General features: G+C 65.0%; 21 protein-coding genes. 8 read left to right on the forward strand and 13 right to left on the reverse strand.

The annotated features are described in order from the left end of the window. Window positions 1-8: 8 nt before the first annotated feature. Both ACG2LG_RS00455 and hpt read left to right on the forward strand, forming a co-directional pair. Complete coding sequence (locus ACG2LG_RS00455) at window positions 9-389, forward strand: septum formation initiator family protein (RefSeq protein WP_396255366.1); 381 nt, start codon at window positions 9-11, stop codon at window positions 387-389. Continuing rightward, window positions 389-922 (forward strand): hypoxanthine phosphoribosyltransferase, encoded by a 534-nt coding sequence (hpt, locus tag ACG2LG_RS00460; protein ID WP_396255367.1) that lies wholly within the window; start codon window positions 389-391, stop codon window positions 920-922. Before ACG2LG_RS00455 ends, hpt begins: the two co-directional genes overlap by 1 nt. Before the next feature lie 7 nt (window positions 923-929). Here hpt and ACG2LG_RS00465 read toward each other — a convergent pair whose 3' ends face one another. The 7 genes from ACG2LG_RS00465 to ACG2LG_RS00495 all read right to left on the reverse strand — a co-directional run bounded on the left by ACG2LG_RS00465 (window position 930) and on the right by ACG2LG_RS00495 (window position 8,668). Beyond that, complete coding sequence (locus tag ACG2LG_RS00465; RefSeq protein ID WP_396255369.1) at window positions 930-1,169, reverse strand: DUF2071 domain-containing protein; 240 nt, start codon at window positions 1,167-1,169, stop codon at window positions 930-932. A gap of 171 nt (window positions 1,170-1,340) precedes the next feature. Beyond that, window positions 1,341-2,219, reverse strand: a complete 879-nt coding sequence (locus ACG2LG_RS00470; protein WP_396255370.1) for a sugar phosphate isomerase/epimerase family protein — start codon at window positions 2,217-2,219, stop codon at window positions 1,341-1,343. Between the two features lie 55 nt (window positions 2,220-2,274). Then, entirely contained in the window at window positions 2,275-3,318 is a 1,044-nt protein-coding gene (locus ACG2LG_RS00475; protein WP_396255372.1) for a Gfo/Idh/MocA family protein, read from the reverse strand. Window positions 3,319-3,364: 46 nt separating this feature from the next. Beyond that, window positions 3,365-5,149 carry a divalent metal cation transporter gene (locus tag ACG2LG_RS00480; RefSeq protein WP_396255374.1) on the reverse strand — a complete coding sequence of 595 codons (1,785 nt, stop codon included), beginning with the start codon at window positions 5,147-5,149 and terminating at the stop codon, window positions 3,365-3,367. Between the two features lie 200 nt (window positions 5,150-5,349). Then, entirely contained in the window at window positions 5,350-6,165 is an 816-nt protein-coding gene (locus tag ACG2LG_RS00485) for a sugar phosphate isomerase/epimerase family protein (RefSeq protein ID WP_396255376.1), read from the reverse strand. Window positions 6,166-6,411: 246 nt separating this feature from the next. Further along, window positions 6,412-7,182 (reverse strand): 3-ketoacyl-ACP reductase, encoded by a 771-nt coding sequence (locus ACG2LG_RS00490; protein WP_396255378.1) that lies wholly within the window; start codon window positions 7,180-7,182, stop codon window positions 6,412-6,414. Between the two features lie 94 nt (window positions 7,183-7,276). Next, on the reverse strand, window positions 7,277-8,668 hold the full coding sequence (locus ACG2LG_RS00495) for a glycosyl hydrolase (protein ID WP_396255379.1): 1,392 nt from the start codon (window positions 8,666-8,668) through the stop codon (window positions 7,277-7,279). A gap of 159 nt (window positions 8,669-8,827) precedes the next feature. Here ACG2LG_RS00495 and eda point away from each other — a divergent pair, with 159 nt between their 5' ends. Genes eda through ACG2LG_RS00510 form a run of 3 tightly spaced genes read left to right on the forward strand, consistent with a single transcriptional unit; the run spans window position 8,828 to window position 11,437 of the window. Then, entirely contained in the window at window positions 8,828-9,445 is a 618-nt protein-coding gene (eda, locus tag ACG2LG_RS00500) for a bifunctional 4-hydroxy-2-oxoglutarate aldolase/2-dehydro-3-deoxy-phosphogluconate aldolase (RefSeq protein ID WP_396255381.1), read from the forward strand. Between the two features lie 4 nt (window positions 9,446-9,449). Then, on the forward strand, window positions 9,450-10,286 hold the full coding sequence (locus tag ACG2LG_RS00505; RefSeq protein WP_396255382.1) for a sugar phosphate isomerase/epimerase family protein: 837 nt from the start codon (window positions 9,450-9,452) through the stop codon (window positions 10,284-10,286). Continuing rightward, entirely contained in the window at window positions 10,283-11,437 is a 1,155-nt protein-coding gene (locus tag ACG2LG_RS00510; RefSeq protein ID WP_396255383.1) for a Gfo/Idh/MocA family protein, read from the forward strand. The genes ACG2LG_RS00505 and ACG2LG_RS00510 overlap by 4 nt, the downstream gene beginning before the upstream one ends. A 78-nt stretch (window positions 11,438-11,515) precedes the next feature. On the opposite strand, the gene ACG2LG_RS00515 is transcribed toward ACG2LG_RS00510, so the two are convergent. The 4 genes from ACG2LG_RS00515 to ACG2LG_RS00530 form a co-directional block, all read right to left on the reverse strand. Further along, window positions 11,516-12,346: a D-alanyl-D-alanine carboxypeptidase family protein gene (locus tag ACG2LG_RS00515; protein WP_396255385.1), complete on the reverse strand. Its 831-nt coding sequence runs from the start codon at window positions 12,344-12,346 to the stop codon at window positions 11,516-11,518. A gap of 62 nt (window positions 12,347-12,408) precedes the next feature. Next, window positions 12,409-13,062: a DUF1080 domain-containing protein gene (locus ACG2LG_RS00520; protein ID WP_396255386.1), complete on the reverse strand. Its 654-nt coding sequence runs from the start codon at window positions 13,060-13,062 to the stop codon at window positions 12,409-12,411. Window positions 13,063-13,115: 53 nt separating this feature from the next. Beyond that, window positions 13,116-14,258: an aminotransferase class I/II-fold pyridoxal phosphate-dependent enzyme gene (locus ACG2LG_RS00525; RefSeq protein ID WP_396255388.1), complete on the reverse strand. Its 1,143-nt coding sequence runs from the start codon at window positions 14,256-14,258 to the stop codon at window positions 13,116-13,118. A 72-nt stretch (window positions 14,259-14,330) separates the two neighbouring features. Next, window positions 14,331-15,212, reverse strand: coding sequence for a D-alanyl-D-alanine carboxypeptidase family protein (locus ACG2LG_RS00530; protein WP_396255389.1), 882 nt, complete (start codon window positions 15,210-15,212; stop codon window positions 14,331-14,333). A 135-nt stretch (window positions 15,213-15,347) separates the two neighbouring features. Between ACG2LG_RS00530 and rpsN the strand changes: the two genes are divergently transcribed. The 3 genes from rpsN to ACG2LG_RS00545 are packed head-to-tail and all read left to right on the forward strand — an operon-like array spanning window position 15,348 to window position 17,387. Beyond that, window positions 15,348-15,617: a 30S ribosomal protein S14 gene (rpsN, locus tag ACG2LG_RS00535; RefSeq protein ID WP_396255391.1), complete on the forward strand. Its 270-nt coding sequence runs from the start codon at window positions 15,348-15,350 to the stop codon at window positions 15,615-15,617. Between the two features lie 56 nt (window positions 15,618-15,673). Beyond that, the gene (locus ACG2LG_RS00540; protein WP_396255392.1) at window positions 15,674-15,934 is read left to right on the forward strand and encodes a zinc ribbon domain-containing protein; all 261 of its coding nucleotides are present in this window, start codon (window positions 15,674-15,676) and stop codon (window positions 15,932-15,934) included. 4 nt (window positions 15,935-15,938) lie between these two features. Further along, window positions 15,939-17,387 (forward strand): hemolysin family protein, encoded by a 1,449-nt coding sequence (locus ACG2LG_RS00545; protein ID WP_396255394.1) that lies wholly within the window; start codon window positions 15,939-15,941, stop codon window positions 17,385-17,387. Window positions 17,388-17,437: 50 nt separating this feature from the next. On the opposite strand, the gene ACG2LG_RS00550 is transcribed toward ACG2LG_RS00545, so the two are convergent. Both ACG2LG_RS00550 and ACG2LG_RS00555 read right to left on the reverse strand, forming a co-directional pair. After that, a complete protein-coding gene (locus ACG2LG_RS00550; protein ID WP_396255396.1) occupies window positions 17,438-18,196 on the reverse strand; it encodes a class I SAM-dependent methyltransferase in 759 nt (252 codons plus the stop codon). An 88-nt stretch (window positions 18,197-18,284) separates the two neighbouring features. Beyond that, on the reverse strand, window positions 18,285-19,973 hold the full coding sequence (locus ACG2LG_RS00555) for a DUF4407 domain-containing protein (RefSeq protein WP_396255397.1): 1,689 nt from the start codon (window positions 19,971-19,973) through the stop codon (window positions 18,285-18,287). Window positions 19,974-19,994 lie beyond the last annotated feature (21 nt).

Consider the following 19,994-nt stretch of genomic DNA (forward strand, 5'->3'; position numbering starts at 1 on the left):
TTTGGCTCGTGAAATTCTTTGGATTTGTTAAGGAATGCCAAGCGATGGCTTCCCGACCACATCCAGCCTCCTCCAAGATTTCCCGTCTGCGTGCGCAGACAAAGGCGATTCATGGGCTCAACGGGCTGGTCTTGTGCCTGTTCGGCCTGTCGGTGGGCGCGCTGGCGGTGGCCTCGGCCCTGCCGCAGAAGCGGCAGCTCGATGAAAAGCGCCTGGAACTCGCCCGCATCGAGGAGAGGGAACGCGCTGTCATTGCCGTGAAGGAGGATGCGCAGGCAAGCTACGAGGCGCTCCGGGATGATCCCGAGTATCTTGAACTCCACGCCCGCGACCGCTTGAACCTCCACGATCCGCGCGAGAAGATCTATCGCATCGAAAGGGAACGTTGATGGAGGCGGATGTCGAGCGGGTGCTGATCGCCGAGGACGTGATTGAGAAGCGCCTGGATGCGATGGCGAAGGAAGTGCGCCAGGATTTCCCGGGCGAGGTCATCGTGGTGATCGTGCTGCTCAAGGGGGCGCTGGTGTTCGCGGCCGACCTGCTCCGGAGGCTGCCCCGGATGCTGGAGATCGAGTGCCTGAACGTGGCGAGCTATCACGGTGGCACCGAGAGTGCCGGCAAGGTGGATTTTCTCGATCGCAAGCTGCCCGAGGTGAAGGGACGCCGGGTGCTCGTGCTCGACGACATCCTCGACACCGGCCGCACGCTGCGCGCGGTGGCCGACAAGTTGACCGAAGCGGGCGCGGCGGAAGTGAAGACCGGCGTGCTGCTTGCCAAGGACCGCGAGAGGGCGGTGGATGTGGAGGCGGACTACGTCGGCTTCGAGATCGGCGACGAGTTCGTGATCGGCTACGGGCTCGACTACCAGGGCCGCTACCGGAACCTGCCCTACGTCGGCACGCTCAAGCGCGAGGCGATGTAGGATTTCATCAGGCGCGGCGTAGCGGGAAGACCGAAACGTCGACCGGTTCGGCAACCAGGGCGGAGTCGGGTGGGGCCTCCGGAGACTTGAGGCCGTCCCAGCGGGCGGGGGCCGCGGACCACTCCGGGCAGTCGGCGGTGGTCAGCCGGTAGGGAGTGTGGTGGACCCGGCCGTGGTGGATGCCACCCTCGCGATCCGCTGAGTAGAGGAGGTAGCGCTCCGCCAGGAAGAAGTCGAGGATGGGCATGGGAGTGGCTCCTTGCAGGAGCCATGGCGGGGCGGGGCGGCTTTCAGCCGCAGGGTGAAGCAGGGCTCCCCGAGAAACCTGCGGCAGGCCTTCGATCCTGCAAGCGTCCATCCGCGGGAGGACCGCCTGCAGATGCGATCGGGAGATCGCCGCGCCCCGTAATGGCGCTTGTCAAGCGCCACTCCACAGCGCCTCGAAGCGCTTGCCGTATTCGACGTAGGAGTCGTAGCACTGCTGCCAGTCGACGGCGGCGGGGTCGGGGGCGTGGAAGACGGTGGCGACGTGCGGTTCGATGGCGATCCAGCCGTCGTAGCCGCGCGACTTGGCGTCGGCGAGGATTTCGCGGAGCTTGGCCTGTCCGTCACCGGGCATGGTGTACTCCGGTTCGACGTCGTCGGAGACCGGGTTGTGGCAGTCCTTGATGTGAATGTGGACGACGTGGTCGCGGACCTTTTCCCAGAACTCGAAGGTATCCTGCCACGGGAAGGGTTCGGGCTTCGAGCGGTCGCGCTGGAAGACCGGGTTGCCGGTGTCGAAGACGAGCTTGAGGCCGGGGACCTCCTCGACCAGGCGCAGCGTGTGCTCGGCGGAGAAGCCGCCCCAGTTCATGCAGTTCTCGTGGATCGCCGTCAGGCCGGCGTCGGAGAAGCGGGCGACGATCTCGCGCAGGCGGCGGAAGCGCTCCTGCTCCTGCTGGTCCTCGCCCCAGGGGTTCTGGGCGTAGGACATGATGCGCACCAACTGAGTGCCGAGACGCTTCATCCGCGGGATGGCACGCTCGACCTCGGCGAGGGTGATGTCGAAGTCCGAATCGATCTTCTTGGCCCAGTTTCCGATCAGCGAGCCGAACTCGGGGATCTGGATGCCCGCGGCGTCGAGTTGGTCGGCGGCGGCCTCGAAGTCCGCCTCGGGCATCTCGTGGATGTTGTGGTCCCCGATCATGCGGGCGGAAATCGCACTCCAGCCGATCTCCTGGGTGGCGGCGATTTGTTTCGAAAGATCGCGGGAGGCTTCGTCGGCGAATCCGGTGAGTTTGGGAGCTTGGAGCATGGAGCGAAGAGCTTGGAGTTCGATAGGGAAGGGGCGGCTGGAAGCCGCAGCGACCTTAGAGTTCGACTTTTTCGCCGCCGTTCTGGGCGGACTTGTAGATAGCCTGGATGAGTTCGACGGGCTTGCGGGCCTCGGCGGCGGAGGTGCTGGGTTCGCGGCCCTCGGCGATGGCATTGACCACCTCCTCGAAGTTGCGCTGGTGCTGGTAGAAGTTGATCGCCTTCGGGTCGTTGGCGCCGAGGCCGGCTTCCTGGCCCTTCATCAGGGTGCTGCGGATCTCGGCGTCCTCGGGCTTCTCGTTCATGAAGTCCCAGATCTCGAAGGATTCGTCGGCGAGGAAAACCGAGCCTTCGGTGCCGCTGAGCTGGACCCGGGCCGGGTGGCCGTCCTTCGACCAGGTGCAGGTCGAGCATTCGATCACGCCCCGTGCGCCGTTGTGGAACTCGACGATGGCGACGACGATGTCCTCGACCTCGATGCGTTCGTGGGCGAGGCAGGCGGTGTTGGCCTGGACCGATTTCACGGGCCCGGCGAGGTAGAGCAGGGCATCGACCGTGTGGATCGACTGGTTCATCAGCGCCCCGCCGCCGTCGAGCGCCCAGGTGCCGCGCCAGCCGGCCGAGTCGTAGTAGGCCTGGTCGCGATACCATTTCACGTAGCACGAGGCATTGGTGAGGATGCCGAAGCGGCCCTCGTCGGCGGCCTTCTTGAACGCATCCATGCCGGGGTGGAAGCGGCGGTTGAGCACCGCGGCGAGCGTCTTGCCGTTTTTCGCGGCCGCGTCCATCAACTGGTCGATGCGCTCGGTGGTAACCTCGAGAGGCTTCTCGCAGATCACGTGCTTGCCGGCATTAAGGGCGGCCAGCGAGGGCTCGAGGTGGGCGCCGCTGGGGGTGCCGACCGTGACGATCTCCAGCTCGGGATCGGCGTAGAAGGCCTCCATGTCCGAGTAGGCCCTGATGCCATACTCGGCGGCCAGTTTCTCGGCCGCCTCGGCGCGCAGGTCGAAGACCGAGTGGAGTTCGCCGCCGGTCATGGCGGTGATGGCCTTGGCGTGGAACTGGCCGATCATGCCGGCTCCGATGATTCCGAATTTCATGGGGAGTGGTATGGATGGACGGGTTTGACGGTGGCGGTCGGAGGGGTCAGTTGATCACCGGGGCCGGGGCCGGCGTGACCTTCTTGCGGGTGGTGATCACCACCACGATGAAGAGGGCGAACAAGACCAGTCCGATCCAGCCCAGCTTCGACCACAGCGACCAGAGACTGCCGATGGCGGCAAAGGTGCAGGCGCCGGCCATGAGCACGTTCCAGACGATGCGCTTGCGACCGCCGGGCATGTCTTTGCCGAGAATGGTCTTGTTGTTCATCATCAGCGCGAAGACGACGTAGGCGATGGGCAGCAGGACCATGGCGAAGACCGAGGTCGGCACGGCCAGCCACATCTGGGCATCCCCCTTCCAGAAGAAGGGCCCGAGCACGCCGACGCAGACCATCAACGAGCCGAATCGCTGGGTCCAGCCCTTGGGCGCACGGTTGCGCAGTTCGCAGAAGCAGAGACCGTTGATGAGCATCAGCATGGTGGCGGCGTTGAGTGCCATGCCGAGCACACCGAAGCCGAAGACGTAGTTGGCAACCTTCTTGCCGACCAGCGGCTCAAGGGTCTGAGCGAGGTTGAAGGCGTCGCGCTTGACCAGCATCGCGGCCATGGTGCGCTCTTCGAGGGGCAGGGCTTCAGTGCCCGTTTCCCCCATTTCCTTGAGTTTGGCCTTCTGGTCGTCCTTCGACAGCTCCTCGAAGGCCGCGCGATCCGCGGAATCCATATTGGCCAGCATCCGCTTGGCGAGGAGCCCCTTGTAGGGGCCGACCAGATTGGCGGCGGGTTCGACCTTTTCGCCCTGTGCGTTGAATTCGCTGACGAGGCCGGGGGCGGGCTGGGCATGGAACTGGGAGGCGGCGGAAATGACCACGCAACCGGTGGCCAGCATGAAGGGGATGAACAGGCCGGTGGAGAGGTCGAAGATCGCCATGCCGCGGAAGTCGCGGTTCCAGCCCTTCCGGAGCATGGAATAGGGCAGCAGGAAGGTCATGTTGATGCCGACCGCGGTCGCCGCCGCGCCGATCATCACGTCGCGCTGCTGGCCGACGATCAGGTCCGACCAGAACTGGCGCCCGCCCTCGCTGAGCTGATCGAGGTAGGGGGCGAAGGTCGGGGCCGGAGTGAACAGGCTCTCGAAGCTGGGAATGAGCCCGGCGCCGATGGCGCCCCAGTCGATCTGGCCGGCGACCGAGAGCTGGATGACGACGCCGAAGAAGCAGATCACGATCGTTCCGACCATGACCTTCATGATGATCTCGAAGACCTTGGTGCCCTTGCCGCCGGAGATGTAGATCATCACGTTGGTGATCACCAGGGCGAGGACGATCACCGCGGCGATCAGCATCCCCGAGAACTCGGAGAGTCCCGATTCGGCTCCGAGCACCCCGGGCAGCAGGTTCTGGCGCAGCGCCGCCACGGCGAGCGCGAACTGCGGAAGCGACCAGACGATGTTGGCCATCATCGAGGCGGCGAGCCAGCCCCAGCCCAGGATGGGGCTGATGTGCTGATTGATCGAGCGCAGCGGGCGCTTGCCGGTGGAAAGCGTGATGTAGGCGATGGCGCTCATCATCACGATGCCGAACATCATCGCCATGGGCTGCAGCCACATGAAGGCGACGCCGCCGAGGACGCCGAGGTAGAGCGCGTTGGCGAGCGAGCCGCCGCCGAGAGTGATCGCACTTTGCAACCAGCCGGGACCCGAGAGACGGGCGTAGGCCAGGAATTTGCTGGCTCCCCCCTTGGCTTCGCCATCCAGAATGATCTGGCGGTGTTCCTCGATCTGCGAGTTCACCGACATGTCGGCGGGTTCTTTGGAAGTGGGGTCGCTCATGCAGCTGTGGGTTGGGAGATGGGATTGGTGGCGGACTGAAAGATCGGTAGCGTGGACCCCTCACCGGCTGGAAACCGTGGGGAGGGTGATGGGAAGGGGTGGATTTGTCGGACAGGTTTCTGACCGGAGGCCATACGGCATGCAAGCTTCAAGCTTTCAGCGCCGGGTCGGATAGCGGGCCGGTCCGGGGGCGGAGCGAGTCACGCACCAAAGAAGCGGCGGAGGTTCTCCCGGCTGGTGCGCGCGATGTGTTCCGGCGACGGATCGTATTTGAAGACCTCGACCGAGACCCAGCCGTCGTAGCGGGTTTCCTCGAGCGCCTCGACGATGGGAGGGTAGTCGACCTCGCCCATGCCGGGGCCGTAGAGGTTCGGGTCGTTGGCATGAAAGTGGACGGTCCAGTCCCTCGAGGCGCGGATCACGTCGGCAATCGCCTCGTCCTCGTAGCTCATCGCCTTGACGTCGAGGTGAAGCTTGCAGGCCGGGTGATCGACGAGCTGGCAGAGCCGGATGGTCTCCGCCGCCGTGGTGAGAAAGTTCGTTTCCACCGCGCCGAGGGGCTCCATGGCGAGGGTCACCCCGAGCTGGCCGCAATGCTCGGCCGCGGAGCGCAGCAGGTCGGCCGCACGCTGGAAGGCATCGTCGTAAGGCCAATCCGCCTCGAGGCTCCGTTGTTGGGGGCTGCCCCAGACCATGATCGAGCCGCCGAGTCCGTGGCACAGGTCGGCCAGACGGCGCGCGTGGTCGAGCGTGGCCCGCGCGACGCCAGCATCGGGGTGGGTCAGGTGGAAGCCCTCGGTCCTGGCCAGCAGCCAGTGGAGGCCGACGACCTCAAGGCCGGCGTCGCGGACCTGATCGCCGAGCGAGGTGGTCGTCCCGGCTGAAAGCGAGGCAATGTCGGAGGCCAGCGTGAAGGGGGCGATCTCCAGCCCGGTGTAGCCATGTTCCGCCGCGAGGCGGGCCGATTCGGCAAGCGGGACTTCGCCGTAGGTCTCGTTGCAGATTGCGAAGCGCATGGACGTCATCCAAGGGGGCGGCTTCGGGTCCGGCAAGCGGGAACGGGAATGTTGCAGTCGGTCAGGCCGGTTCCGGAGCGAAGCGGATATCGCGATCCTGGGGAAGTGGGGGCAGGATGAATGAGATCGGGAAGGATGGATGGGATGACGGGGGAAGATGGGCGAGCCATTCCGGGTATTCGATCATTCCACTCATCCCACTCTCATGCTGGACATCCTGCTCGTCGTCCTCCGACGATGCTTTGCCTACAGCCGAGGGATCGTGAGGCCGCCGTCGACCATGATCACCTGGCCGGTGGAGTAGGGGAATCGTCCGCCGGCGAGCACGGCCACCGCCTGGCCGATGTCGTCGGGCGTGCCCCAGCGTTTGGTGACGCAGAGGCCTTCGTCGATCAGGCGGTCGTATTTCTCGGTAACTCCCGCCGTCATGTCGGTGCGGGTGACTCCGGGGCGGACCTCGTAAACCGGGATCCCGAATTCGCCGAGCCGCGCGGCGAAGAGCTGGGTCACCATGGCGAGGCCGGCCTTTGAGACGCAGTACTCGCCGCGGTTGGTCGAGACGACGGTCGCCGAGATCGAGTTGATGTTGATGATCGAGGCTTCGAATGCCGGATCCACTTCCTTCGACGTGACCATCTGGTTGGCGATGGCCTGCGAGAGGAAGAACGGTCCCTCGAGGTTGATGCGCATCAGGCGCTCGTAGGACTCGGGCGTGGTGTCGAGCAGGTCGAGTCGTTCGAGGGGCGCGACACCGGCGTTGTTCACGAGAACGTTGAGGCGGGGGAAACGACCACGAAGGCCGGCAAGGATGCCCTCCCGTCCTTCCGCGCTGCCGACGTCTCCCTGGCAGTAGAGCACTTCCGGGGCGCCGGCTTCGGTGATTTCGTCGAGGGCTTCGGTGACTTGTTCCATCGGGCGAACGCCGTTGATGGCGATGGCGAAGCCCTCCTTGGCGAGGTGTTTGGCGCAGCCGAGGCCGATGCCCCGGGAGCCTCCGGTGATGAGCGCGGTTTTCATGGTTGGATGGAATGATCAACACCCAGCAAGGAATCTCCAATGTCCAAGGCGCAGATCCAGGTGCTGCCGCTGGTTATTGGGTGTTTCTTGTTGGCTATTGGGAGTTGCTGTTGTCGGTCCAGAAGGTCAGGTAGGGTTTGTCCTCGATCAGGCGCTGGAGATAGACGGCGAGTTCCATGGCATGGTAGTCGCCCCACATGCTGGATTCACCGTAGGCCGCCTTGCCGGGGTCGGGCTGGTGGTCCCAGCCGTTCGGCTGGTGGTAGATCGAGTGGAGGATGAGCCCGTGGTGCCCCGGGTCGGTCGAGAGGTAGGGCTCGGAGTAGATCGAGCGGGCGGTCACGAGGCCGGCCTTCTCGTAGCGCTGGGCCGCGTCGCTGTCGCCCTTGGCGCGCAGGTATCGGCCGAGCCGCAGCAGGCCCTGGGCGGTGATCGCCGAGGCGGAGCTGTCGACCGGCTCGTGGGCGTTGAAGGGGTCGGCCGGGCGGTCGAGGTAGTCGCCGAGCAGGTGCAGCTTCGGACCACCCTGGTCCCAGTAGGAAATGCCGTCGGTCGGCGTGTTCTCGATGAAGTTGTCGGCCACGGCGGTGGCACCCCTGAGCATGATCGCCTCCCATTTCGCCTTGCCGCCGAAGTCCGCGAAGTCGGCCTCGTCCATGGCCTCGAGCAGCTCGAGTTCCTCGGCGAAACCGAGACAGGCCCAGGCCTGACCGCGGGTCCAGGTCGTGAAGCCGGTGTAGCCCTGCTGCGAGTTCGGGCAGCGGTAGGCGCCATCGGTGGTGTTGAAGACGCATTCGTGGGCGGTGCGTCCGCGGACGTCGTAGCGGTCGCGACCCTCGCCGTAGAAGACCGAGTAGCGCGCGGTCGATTCGATGTGCCGCAGGGCGCGTTCCAGCAGGGAGATGGGCTTGTCGCCCTCGGCCATCAGCACGTGACCGAGGCGGTGGGCCTCCATCAGGATCCGGCACGAGCGGATCGTATCGACGAAGAGCGAGTGGGGTCCGTTGAAGGAGTGGATGAAGCCGCCTTGCTGGTGGGTGGTCCAGCGCGACGCCTGGACGGCGCCGGAAACCTTGATGGCGAGTTCGTAGAAATGCCGCTGCCACTCGTCGGCCGGCAGGCGTCCTTCCAGCATCAGCCGGCGCAGGTTGCCGTAGGTCGAGAGGTTGTTGAATCCGTGGTCGTGAACACCGATGTGCGAGACGTGCGAGGCCATTTTGCCGACGGTCCGCGAGCGGCCGCTCTCGAGCGAGGCCTCGTCGCCCGTCGCATCGAAGTGAAGGATGGCGATGCCGTAGCGGAAGCCCTCGGTCCACTCGGTCCAGCCGCGGGTGGTGTACTTCCCCTCGACGGTGAAGACCGGACTGCCCTTCGACTCGTCATATTCGGAGTCGAGGTTGGCGATCTTGTCCTTGGTCAGCTCGAAGAACCGATCGAGGGCGGGTTTGAGGTCGGCGGTGGACGGGGCGTTCCGGGTGTCGATCATGGCTGGTATTGTCGGGGTCTGGAAACGGTGGGTTGGGAGATGGCCTCTTCAACGTCGTGAGGATCTCGGAGGAGCGCTATTTGACTTGCAAGAAAAACCGCTCGTGATGGTGTGGCGGTGCCGTCCGGAGGGCGGCGCAAACCCGATTGCGACACGACGATGCTTGAAAAACGACTGCTGCCGATAGTGGTTCTCGACGATGAGGAACATGCGGAACCTCTTGCGGAAGCCCTGCTGGCCGCCGGTCTCGATGTGATCGAACTGACCCTGCGCACCCCGGCCGCGATGGGCGGCATCCGCCGGATCCGTGAGAAGTTTCCGCAGATGCATGTGGGTGCCGGCACGGTGCTCGATCCGGAGGTGGTTCCGCAGCTCGCCGATCTCGGCGTCGAGTTCGCCGTGGCACCCGGGCTGAATGCCGCCGTGATCCAGGCGGCCCAGCGGGTCGGCATGCAGATTTTCCCCGGGGTGACGAGTCCGACCGAGATCGAGATGGCGCGGGCCCTCGGCGTCGAGACGCTCAAGTTTTTTCCGGCCGAGCCGCTCGGGGGCGTGACGATGCTCAAGGCCCTGATCGGCCCGTATGGCCACACCGGGATCCGCTTCGTGCCGACCGGTGGCATCGATGCCGAAAAGGCCTCGGAGTATGCCAAGCTCGATGCGGTGGCGGCAATCGGGGGATCGTGGTTCGTCAAGGGTTCGCTGATGAAGGAGGGGCGTTTCGACACGATCACGGAGATGACCCGCGAGGCCATCGCGCGCATTGCCACCGCCTGACGGCATGAAGTATCCCGAACTGGCGCTGCACACCTTCACCAACCGGCCATGGTCGATGGGTGAGTGCATCGAGCACTACGCGCGCCGGGGCATCGGCGGCATCTCGGTGTGGCGGGAAACGATCGAGGGTCTGGATCTCGCCAAGGTGAAGCGCCAGATGGACGACGCCGGTCTGAAGCCGGTCGCCCACGTGCGCGGCGGGTTCTTCACGGGCAGGACCACGGAGGACCGGGCCAGGGCGATGGAGACCAACCGTGAGTGCGTGAGGGAGGCCGAGGCGCTCGGGCTGCCGATGATCGTACTGGTTTGCGGGGCGACGCCCGGGCAGACGCCGCGGGAAAACTACGAGCAGATCCGCGACGGCATTGCCGAGATGGCGGGTTGGGCTGCGGAGGCTGGCAGCACGCTCGCGATCGAGCCGCTGCACCCGGTGTATGCCGGCGATCGCTCGGCGATCAACACGATGAAGACGGCCAACGACCTCTGCGACGAGATCGGAGCGGCCAATGTGGGCGTGGCGCTCGACGTTTACCACACCTGGTGGGACCAGGACCTCGAAACCGAGACGCGTCGCTGCGCGGATGCCGGCCGCCTGCTTGGCTATCACATCTGCGACTACAAGCCGGACCAGGTCGACATGCTCTTCGACCGCGGCGTCATGGGCGAGGGCTGCGCGCCGCTGCGAGAAATCGACGCACTGGTGAAGGACACGGGCTTCAGCGGCTTCACCGAGATCGAAATTTTCTCCCGCAAGTGGTGGTCGGAGAACCAACACGACTACCTCGACTTCATTCTCAAGCAGTACGACGCGATCTACCGCGACCAACCCTCAGACTTATGAGCGACAAGACCATCGGCATCATCATGAACGGCGTCACCGGACGCATGGGAACCAACCAGCACCTGGTGCGCTCGATCCTCGCGATCCGCGAGCAGGGCGGCGTGGTGCTCTCGGATGGCAGCCGGCTCATCCCCGAACCGGTCCTGACCGGTCGCAACGCGGACAAGGTCCGTCGCCTGGCGGAGGCTCACGGGGTCGCGAAGCACACCACCGACCTCGATGCGGTGCTGGCGGACCCGGCTTACCCGATCTTCTTCGACGCCTCCGGCACGCCCTATCGCAAGGCCTTCCTCGAGCGGGCCATCGCGGCCGGCAAGCATGTTTACTGCGAGAAGCCGACCGCCACCGTGGTCGCCGACGCCCTTTCGATCGCCGAAACCGCCGAGGCCGCGGGCGTCAAGAACGGCACCGTGCAGGACAAGCTGTGGCTGCCGGGGATCCGCAAGTTTCAGTTGCTCAAGGAGCAGGGCTTTTTCGGTCGGATCCTCAGCGTGCGGGGCGAGTTCGGCTACTGGGTCTTCACCGGCGAATACGACGGCCAGCCGATCCAGCGTCCGAGCTGGAACTACCGCAAGGAGGACGGCGGCGGGCTGGTGGTCGACATGCACTGCCACTGGCGCTACGTGATCGACAACTGCTTCGGCAACGTGACCCGCGTCTTCTGCAAGGCCGCCAGGCACATCCCCGAGCGGCGCGACGAAGCGGGCAACATGTATCCCTGCACGACGGATGACTCGGCCTACGCGGTCTTCGAGACCGACAGCGGGGTGGTCTGCCAGTTCAACTCGTCATGGAACGTTCGCGTGCGGCGCGATGATCTCTTCACCATGCAGGTCGACGGCACCAAGGGCTCGGCCATCGTCGGTCTGCGCAAGTGCTGGGTGCAGCACGAGTCGATGACTCCCCGGCCGGTGTGGAACCCCGACATCGACAGTCCGATCGACTACTACGCCGACTGGAACGAGGTGCCGGACCAGCTTCCCTTCGACAATGCCTTCAAGGTCCAGTGGGAGATGTTCCTCAAGCACGTCGCCGAGGACGCCCCGTTCCCGTGGACCCTCAGAGAAGGTGCCAAGGGAGTGCAACTCGCCGAGCTCAGCCTGCAGTCCGACGCCGAGGGGCGCTGGATCGACGTGCCGGCGCTGGGGTGAGTCGATGGGGAGCGCGGCTTTTCAAGCCGCTTCACCGGTCGAGGAAGATGCGAGCGGCTTGCAAAGCCGCGCTCCCGATCAGCGGGGGGATTCGAGGGCCCAGCGGAGGAGTTTTTCGGAGTCGTCCCAGATGTAACGTGGGGTGCTGTTCAGGACCACGGCAATGACCGAGCGCCCGTTGTGGGTGCCGGTGGCCACGAGGCAGCGCCCGGCGCGGTCGGTGGTGCCTGTCTTCATGCCGTCGCAGTAGGGCACCGAGTCGAGGAGCTGGTTGGTGTTCTCCAGCACCTTGGTGCGGCCGCTGGCATACTGGAAGGGGTAGCTCCGGGTGCTGCTCCAGGAGCGGATGGTGTCGCTGCGGTAGGCGTGGCGGGCGGCGATGGCGATGTCGCGGGCGGTCGAATACTGGCCGGGTGCCGGGAGGCCGTTGGAATTGACGAAGCGGGAGTTGCGCATGCCGAGCGAGGCGGCCTTGCGGTTCATCAGGGCGGAGAATCTTTCCCGGGAGCCGCCGATGTCGCGGGCGAGCGCGCGGGCGGCGTCGTTGCCGCTCCGGACGATCAGGGCCTTGGCCAGGGTTCCCCGCGTGTAGACCTCGCCCGGCATCAGATCGAGCCGGGTGGGCTCGCAGTCCGTGTCGCTTTCCTCGATCGTCACCTGCTTCTCCAGCAGATCGGAGTCGAGAGCGACGAGGGCGGTGACGATCTTCTGGGTCGAGGCGACCGGGCGGGTCGAGTCGGCATTTTTGGCGTAGAGGACCTCGCCGCTTCCGGCATCGATCACGATGGCGTTTTCCGCGTAGATTTGCGGCGGGGCGTTGAGGATGGCAAGCGACGCGGCGAGCAGCAGAGAGAACGCCGCGGCGCTCCACGCGATCACACGACCCCGGTTGCTTCGGTTCCTGGTCATGGAGTGGTGCGCCCTTCAGGGGCCCGGATGAAGCCCATGCCAGGCCGTGCTCCTCATCGCCTTCAGGAATCCAGTTCCTTGATCCGCAGGTTGCGCCAGCGGACGTTGCAAGATTTGCCGCCGTGGACCTGCAGGCCGAAGAATCCTTCCGGGGTGAACTCCTTGCCTTCGTCGGTGAAGTCGACCCGTTGCTCGCCGTTGAGCCAGATTTGGATCCGCTTGCCTTCGCAGAGGATGCGGATGTCGTTCCAGTCGTCCCACTTGATCAGCTTCTTGCCCTGCTCGGTGAAGGCCGCGCATTGTTCCTTGTTGCCCTTGTTCGGGAACAGCCAGCCGCGGCGGGCCTCGTCGAAGATGCCGGCGGTCCAGGCGCGCTCGGGGCGGTTGCCGTGTTCGCACTGGTAGCCGAAGACGCGGCCGTTCTCGCCGGGCTTCTGCTCGGCGCGGAACATCATGCCCGAGTTGCCGGAGAGGTCGTCCATCTTCATCTCGAAGCGGAAGTCGAAGTCGCCGTAGGTCTTCTCGGTGATGAGGAAGGTGTTGCCCTTGATGTTCTTGCCGAAGCCGACAATGCAGCCGTCCTCGACCTTGTATTCGCCGGTGCCGTTGACCTTCTTCCAACCCGACAGGTCCTTGCCGTTGAAGATCGGGGTGAAGCCTTCCTCGAGCGCGAAGGCGGGAACGATGAGGGCGAGGGAGAGAAGGATGGTTTTCATGGAATGGAGTGACGGAGTGATTCCAGCGCTACCCGGGGCGGTGCTGCAAGCTTTCAGCGAAAGCGGGAGAGTAGTCGGGCGAGTCCCTCCACGGCGTGGGTCGGGTGGGCGGCGGAAACGGAAATCCGAAGTCTCGCGCTTCCACGCGGGACGGTGGGATAGCGGATGGCGGGCACCATGAAGCCATGGTCCGCCAGGAGCTCGGAATCGGACAAGGCCGCTTCATTGTCGCCTGCGATCCGGGCGATGATGGGGGTCGGCGGCCCATCGGGGCGGAGGATTGCGACCTTCTCGGCGAGCTTCGTCCGCAATGCCCCACCTTCATCCGACCGAATCAGGGTCACCGCGGCCGAGGCGGCGTGGGCGAGCGCCGGCGGCGGGGCGGTCGAGTAGATGAAGGAGCGGGCACGGTTGACGAGGAGGTCGCGCCAGATGGTGGAGGTCGCCAGGTAGGCGCCGGAGAGTCCGGCGGCCTTGCTCAGGGTGCCCATGTGGAAATCGATGCGATCCTGGACCCCGAGTTGCTCGGCCAGGCCCATGCCGGTCGGTCCGAGGACGCCGAAGCCGTGGGCCTCGTCGAGGAGCAGGAGCGCGTCGTGGCGTTCCTTGAGGTCGAGGATTCCCTCGAGCGGGGAAAGATCGCCGTCCATCGAGAAGACCGACTCGGTGAGGATCAGGACCCGTGCTTCGGCGTTCTTGCTCCGGATGCCCTGGAGAAGACTCTCGAGCTTCCCGAGGTCGTTGTGGGGGAACACCCGGAGCGTCGCGCCGGACAGCCGGGCGCCATCGATCAGGCAGGCGTGGCAGAGCTTGTCGAGGATGACGAAGTCGCCTTTTCCCACGAGGGCGGGAACGACTCCGACGGCGGTGGCGAAGCCGGAGGAGAAGAGGAGTGCGGCCTCCGTTCCCTTGGCCTCGGCGAGTTGCTCTTCGAAACGGATGTGCGGCGGCTGGCTGCCGGTGATCAGCCGGGAGGCGGCGGCACCGTGGCCGAAGCGGTCGAGGCCCTCGTGGAAGGCGTCGCGGATCAGCGGGTGGGCGGCGAGGCCGAGGTAGTCGTTGCTGGCGAAGTTCCAGAAACCGTATCCGTCCCGGCCGACGTAAGTCCCTCCAAGAGGCGTTGTTTCGCGCAGCTGGCGCAGCAGACCCGCCTCGGCGAGGTCGGCCAGCTCTCGCTCGGGATGGGCGGGGCGCATGGTGATGGGAAACGGTCCGGAGGTCGCCCGGCAGGATGCCCGACGGTGCCGGCAGGACGCCGGCGCTCCCCCTCAGCGGCGGGGCGACTCGAGAGCCCAGCGGAGGAGCTTTTCGGAATCGTCCCAGACGTGACGGGAGTTGCTCTTGAGAACGACGGTGATCGCGGAGCGTCCGTTGTAGGTGCCGGTGGCGACCAGACAGCGTCCGGCGCGGTTGGTGGTGCCGGTCTTCATGCCGTCGCAGTAGGGCACGGACTTGAGGAGCTTGTTGGTGTTTTCCAGCACCTTGGTGCGGCCGCTGGCATATTGGAACGTGTATTTCTGGGTGTTGGTCCAGGAGCGGATGGTGCCGCTCCGGTAGGCGTGGCGGGCGGCGATGGCGATGTCGCGGGCGGTGGAGTACTGGCCGGGTGCCGGGAGGCCGTTGGGATTGATGAAGTTCGAATTGCGCATGCCGAGAGACGCCGCCTTGCGGTTCATCAGCGCCGAAAAGCCCTCCTGGGAACCCCCGATGTCACGGGCGAGCGCACGGGCGACGTCGTTGCCGCTCTTGACCATCAGCGCCTTGGTCAGCGCACCGCGGGTGTAAACCTCGCCGGGCCTCAAGTAGAGCTTGGTGGGCTCGCAGGCGGTGTCGCTGTTCTCGATGGTGATCCTCTTGTCCAGCGATCCGGCGTCGAGAACCACCAGAGCGGTGATGATTTTCTGGGTCGAGGCGACCGGGCGGATCGAGTCGGCGTTCTTGGCGTAGAACACCTTGCCGCTGCGGGCGTCGATCACGATCGCGCTTTCGCCGTAGATCTGGGGTGGCGCGATCGCCGGAACGCCGTCGCTGGCCGGCGGGGCGGGCTGGGTGGGGTAGTTCTGGACGTGGTGGCGGGTCTGCGGCTCTCCGCCGCATGAGCCGAGGGCTGCGAGCGCGAGAAGGGCGAGCGGGCGGAAGCGCCGGAACATGGCGGGGGATGAAAGCGGCATCCGAGCGGGTTCTCAAGGGGGAATACGTCCGGAGAAAAGTTGCGGGGAGTGGGAAAAATTGCTGGATTTGGCTTGCAATGGCGGGGTGATGGGCTATCTCCCGCGCCCCGAATTATGGCTAAGAAGAGCTGGACAGCCCGCAACGAACGCAAGAAGCGCACCGTCGCCAAGTATGCCGACCTCCGTCACAAGCTGAAGGCCGAGAAGGACTACATTGGTCTCTCGATGCTGCCGCGTGACGCCAGCCCGACCCGTGTGGTCAACCGCTGCGAGCACTCCGGTCGCCGCCGCGCCTTCATTCGCCGCTTCCGGCTTTCCCGGATCAGCTTCCGGGAACTTGCGTCGCACGGGATGATTCCCGGCGTGACGAAGTCGAGCTGGTAGGGCAGTCTCTCCTGCCTTCGACGGGAGGCGGAAACTGCTCGTCCTCCCGTCCAGCAATGCCGATTTACGAATACGTTTCCGAGCACCCCGACGATCCCGAGCGATCTTGTCGGATCTGCCGCGAGGGCTTCGACCTGCGTCGCCCCGTCGATCGCGCCCCCTTGGAGAAATGCCTCGCCTGCCGGAACCCGGTGAGGAAGGTCATCTCGAAGGTCAACACGCCCCGGATCACCAAGCCGCTCTCGGTGAGCGACGCCAAGAAGGCGGGCTTCACCATTCTCGAGAAGCGCGACCAGGGGACCTACGAAAAATTGTGAGACGGTGATCGAGGCCTTGTCAGACATGCCGTCGCTGCTCGCGGCCGCCGGGGGAGAGATTTCCAAGGACTTCCCGAGCTTTCCACGGACCCTGCTGTATCTGGCGGGGATCGCGTTTTTCCTGCTCCTCAACGCCTTCTTCGTCGCTTCGGAGTTTGCGATCGTCAAGGTGCGGCCGAGCCAGCTCGAAACGGTCGAGAAGGAGAAGCCGGGCAGCACCGAGACGGCGATGCGGGTGGTCGGCAAGCTCGACGGCTACCTTTCCGCAAACCAGTTGGGAATCACGATCGCCTCGCTGGCGCTCGGTTTCCTCGGTGAGCCGTTTGTCGAGGCGTTCGTGTCGCCGGCGTTGTGGAAGCTCGGCATGCCCGAGGAAGTCGCGCTCTTCAGTCTTTCGATTCCGATCATCCACTGGCTGTCCTTCGGGCTCGCGATCATTTCCTTCACCTTCCTGCACGTCGTCATCGGCGAGTTGCTGCCGAAGTCGATCGCCATCCGCAAGGCGCTGGCGACGACGCTCCGGCTGGCGAAGCCGCTGCATGTCTTCTACAAGTCCTTCCACTGGGCGATCCGGGTGCTCAACGGCACGGCGAACCTGTTGCTGAAGAATGTCTTCCGCATCGACCCGATCTCGGAGGGCGAACACATCCACTCCGCCGAGGAGCTGGCGCTGCTGGTCACCCAGAGTGGCGCGGCGATGGAGGTCACCGACACCGAAAGGGAGATCGCGGTGAACGCGCTGGAACTCAATGAACTCTGGGTGCGCGACGTGATGACGCCGCGGCAGGATGTGGTGGTGCTGGATGCCGACCAGCCTTTCGAAGAAGCGCTGGAGGTGGCGCGCCGGACCAAGCACACGCGCTTTCCCTTGGTGAAGGGCGGTCACCTCGACAACCACATCGGGCTGATCCACATCAAGGACGTGCTCAAGCTGGTGGGCGGACCCGATCCGGACCTCATGCGCATCCGGCGGGACCTGAAGGTCGTGCCGGACACGATGCCGCTGGACATCCTGCTGAAGTTCTTTCTCAAGGAGCGGGCGCACCTGGCGCTGGTGGTCGATGAGTTCGGCACACCCGTGGGGATCGTCTTCCTCGACAACGTGATCGAGGAGATCGTCGGCGACATCCAGGACGAGTTCGACAACGAGCGTCCGGAATTCGTGAGGGTCAATGATGACGAGTTCGTCGTCGATGGCACCCTGACCCTCAACGACCTCTCCGACATCGAGGAGGGACTGGAACTCGAGAGCGGCGAGGTGACCACCGTCGGTGGCTACATCACCCAGAGACTCGGTCGTTTCCCGGAAGTGGGGGAAAGCATGGAGATCCTCGGTTGGGAGGCCCGGGTCACCAGCACCGATGGCCGACGTGTCGGCCAGGTGCATCTGCGCCGGCTCGAACCGGCGGTCGAGGAAGCGGTGGCCGAAGCGGGTGCCGACGAGTCGGAGTAGCCCGGATTTCAGATTTCAGATCTCGGACTTCAGATTTTGAATCTTCCGGATCAAGGGTGGACGCGGGGTCGTGCGACGACCGTGATGATCTGGGCGTCCTCGGTGACGGGGATCGTTTCGTCGAAGTCGGCAAGGGCCCGGTCGATCCCGAAACCGGCGTCATCCAGCATCCGCGCGAGTTGCTTTGGCTCGAACCAGCGGATGGTTTGTTCGCTATGGTGTTCACGGACCTCGCCATCCTGCTCGACGCGATAGTGATGTCGGCGGTGGAGGATCCGGCCTTGGCGGTCGATTTGATGGAGGGTTCTCAGCGAGGCATTTCCACCCCCGGGCAGTTCCGTCTGGTGATCGTCATACCACTCATTCTCGGGCAGTTCGCCGTCGAGTTCGGCGAAGGGGCGGAAGACGGTGAGGTAAAGGATGCCGTCGGCGGTGAGTCGATCCCGCAGGCGCTTGAGGTCGTCGGCGGGCTGCGGGGAGAGCTGGAGGGTGAAGGCCGGAATGAGGATCGAGCGATAGAGTTTGTCGCTACTGAAAGTCGTCATGTCACCGGAGTGGAGCACGGGGTTGAGTTCCGCCGATCGTTCGCGGCAGAGCTTGAGCATCGCTGCCGAGGGTTCGAGCCCTTCGATTGGATGGCCCTTTCGGAGCAGGGGCAGGAGCAGGCGTCCCGAACCGCATCCCACCTCCAGCGAGGGGCCGGGGAATTCCCGAAGCAGGGCGTCGAGCCACTCGAGTTCCGGCGTGTCCTCGCCTTCCCAGAACAGGTCGTGGAGCTCGGCTTCGAGGGAGGTGTAGGAAGATGTCATCGCCGGAGACGAAGCTGGCCTGTCCGCCGTAGCCTTGGCGTAGGAGGGAGCATCGTCCGCCTCGCGCAAAGCATTGCTTTGCGCCAACTCAGCTCTGGGTCACGCTGCTCTTGAAGAAGTTCTCCATGCGGCGGTGGAGGTCCTCGTAGAAGCTGGCCTTCATCTTTTCGAGCATGGCGAGCTTCTCCGGCCCCGAGTGCTCGTGGGCTTCCTGCTCGAGCCGCATCTGCTCGGCGAAGGAGCGTTCCATCGCGATCATCGAGTCGAGAAATTCGCGCGCCGCCCGGGAATGCTCGACGCCATCGACCAGCGCGTGCTCGAGCCGTTTGTTGCGGGTGACGGCAATCAGGTTGCCGTCGGCGAGCTTCTCCATGTAGCGGCCGTGGCTGGTCTTGAAGGCCTCGTGCTCGGAGTCGAAGGAGATTTCGTCACGGTCGAGGAGGGTGTCGTAGGGGCCCGGCTTGGTGAAGAACTTCACGACCAGCGGAATCGTGTCCACCAGCATGAACAGGGCGGTGAGGATGAAATACGTGTAGAGCGCGAACTTGCCGCCCTCGGAACCCTGCTGGAAGAGGTTATGCAGGGCCAGCGTCTGGGTGAGGATGTCGCGGCGGGGCTCGGCCTGGATCGCGGCGATGCGGTTTCTCTCCTCGGTGCCGACCGCGGCCAGCTCTTGTTTGGCGAGTTCCTGCTCGGCAAGCAGCGAGTCGATCTGCTGCTTGATGGTGTCGCGGAGGGAGTTCTGCTGGGTGACGAAGGCCTGTGCCTGGTCTTCCTCGACCTGGCGCTTGAGCGCGGCGACACGCTGCTCCTCGGCGCGGTTGGCGGCCTCGATTTCGGCGAGGCGCCCCTCGAAGGCGGCGATGGCACCCGCTTCGGCGGTGCGGATCTGCGTCTGCAGCATCGCCTTTTCGGCGCTGAGGTGTTCCAGCAGTCCGGCGATGCGCTGGGATTCGGCGCGGCGGGGTTCGAGCTGGTCGGCCTTGATGGATTTGGCCCGCGGACCTTCGCCCACCAGGCCGGAGCGCTGGCCGTTCAACTCGCGTTCATACTCGGTCTGCCAATAGGAAAGCTCGGTCTGCAGCTTGGTGTAGAGGGGCGTCAGTTCGTCGTGCTGGGCCTGGACCGTTTCGAGGCGTTCGCTGAAGGGGGCCACGGCCTCGGCGACGGCGGCGTCGAGTTCCTTCTGCTGGTTCTGCGTGAGCCCCGGAATGGCGTCCTCGGCGGAATCCCGGTCCTGGATGATGAAGCGGGCCTGGAAGCTCTCGGTCCACTTCTCGCGCTGCTGGCCGACCGCGTCGTCGAGGCGGGCGATCTCGGCCCGCACGCCGGCCTTCGTTTCCGCGAACTCGCCGCGGACCTCTTCGATTTCGGCGGCGCGTTCCTCCTCGACGACCGAGGTGATGGTGTCGCGGAAAAGCAGCAGGACCAGCGGGTGGGCGATGGTGATGCCCATGAGGATGGCGACGCCGAGGCGCAGCGAGAACTGCGAGAGCTTGCGCCGCCAGGAGAGGAACGGCCGGTATCCGGCCAGCAGGGCGCGGTCGATCGTGAGAATGATGAAGGCCCAGACTGCGGCGACGGGGTAGATGACCGCCGCCCTGTCGGTGATGGTCGAAAGCGCGTAGGAGCAGGCGATGAAGGCGAAGGCGCAGGGCACCAGCACGGTGGCGCCGAAGGCGACGTACTTCCGCTGCTCCCAGTTCGGGCACTGCTCGAGGGTTTCGGAGCCGGCGCCGGAGAGCCAGAAGAAGATGTGTTTGAAGGTGTGCATCATGATGACGACAGTCTGGGTTTC

The sequence above is a fragment of the Haloferula sp. A504 genome (genome assembly GCF_044385805.1).
GTDB lineage: Bacteria > Verrucomicrobiota > Verrucomicrobiia > Verrucomicrobiales > Akkermansiaceae > Haloferula.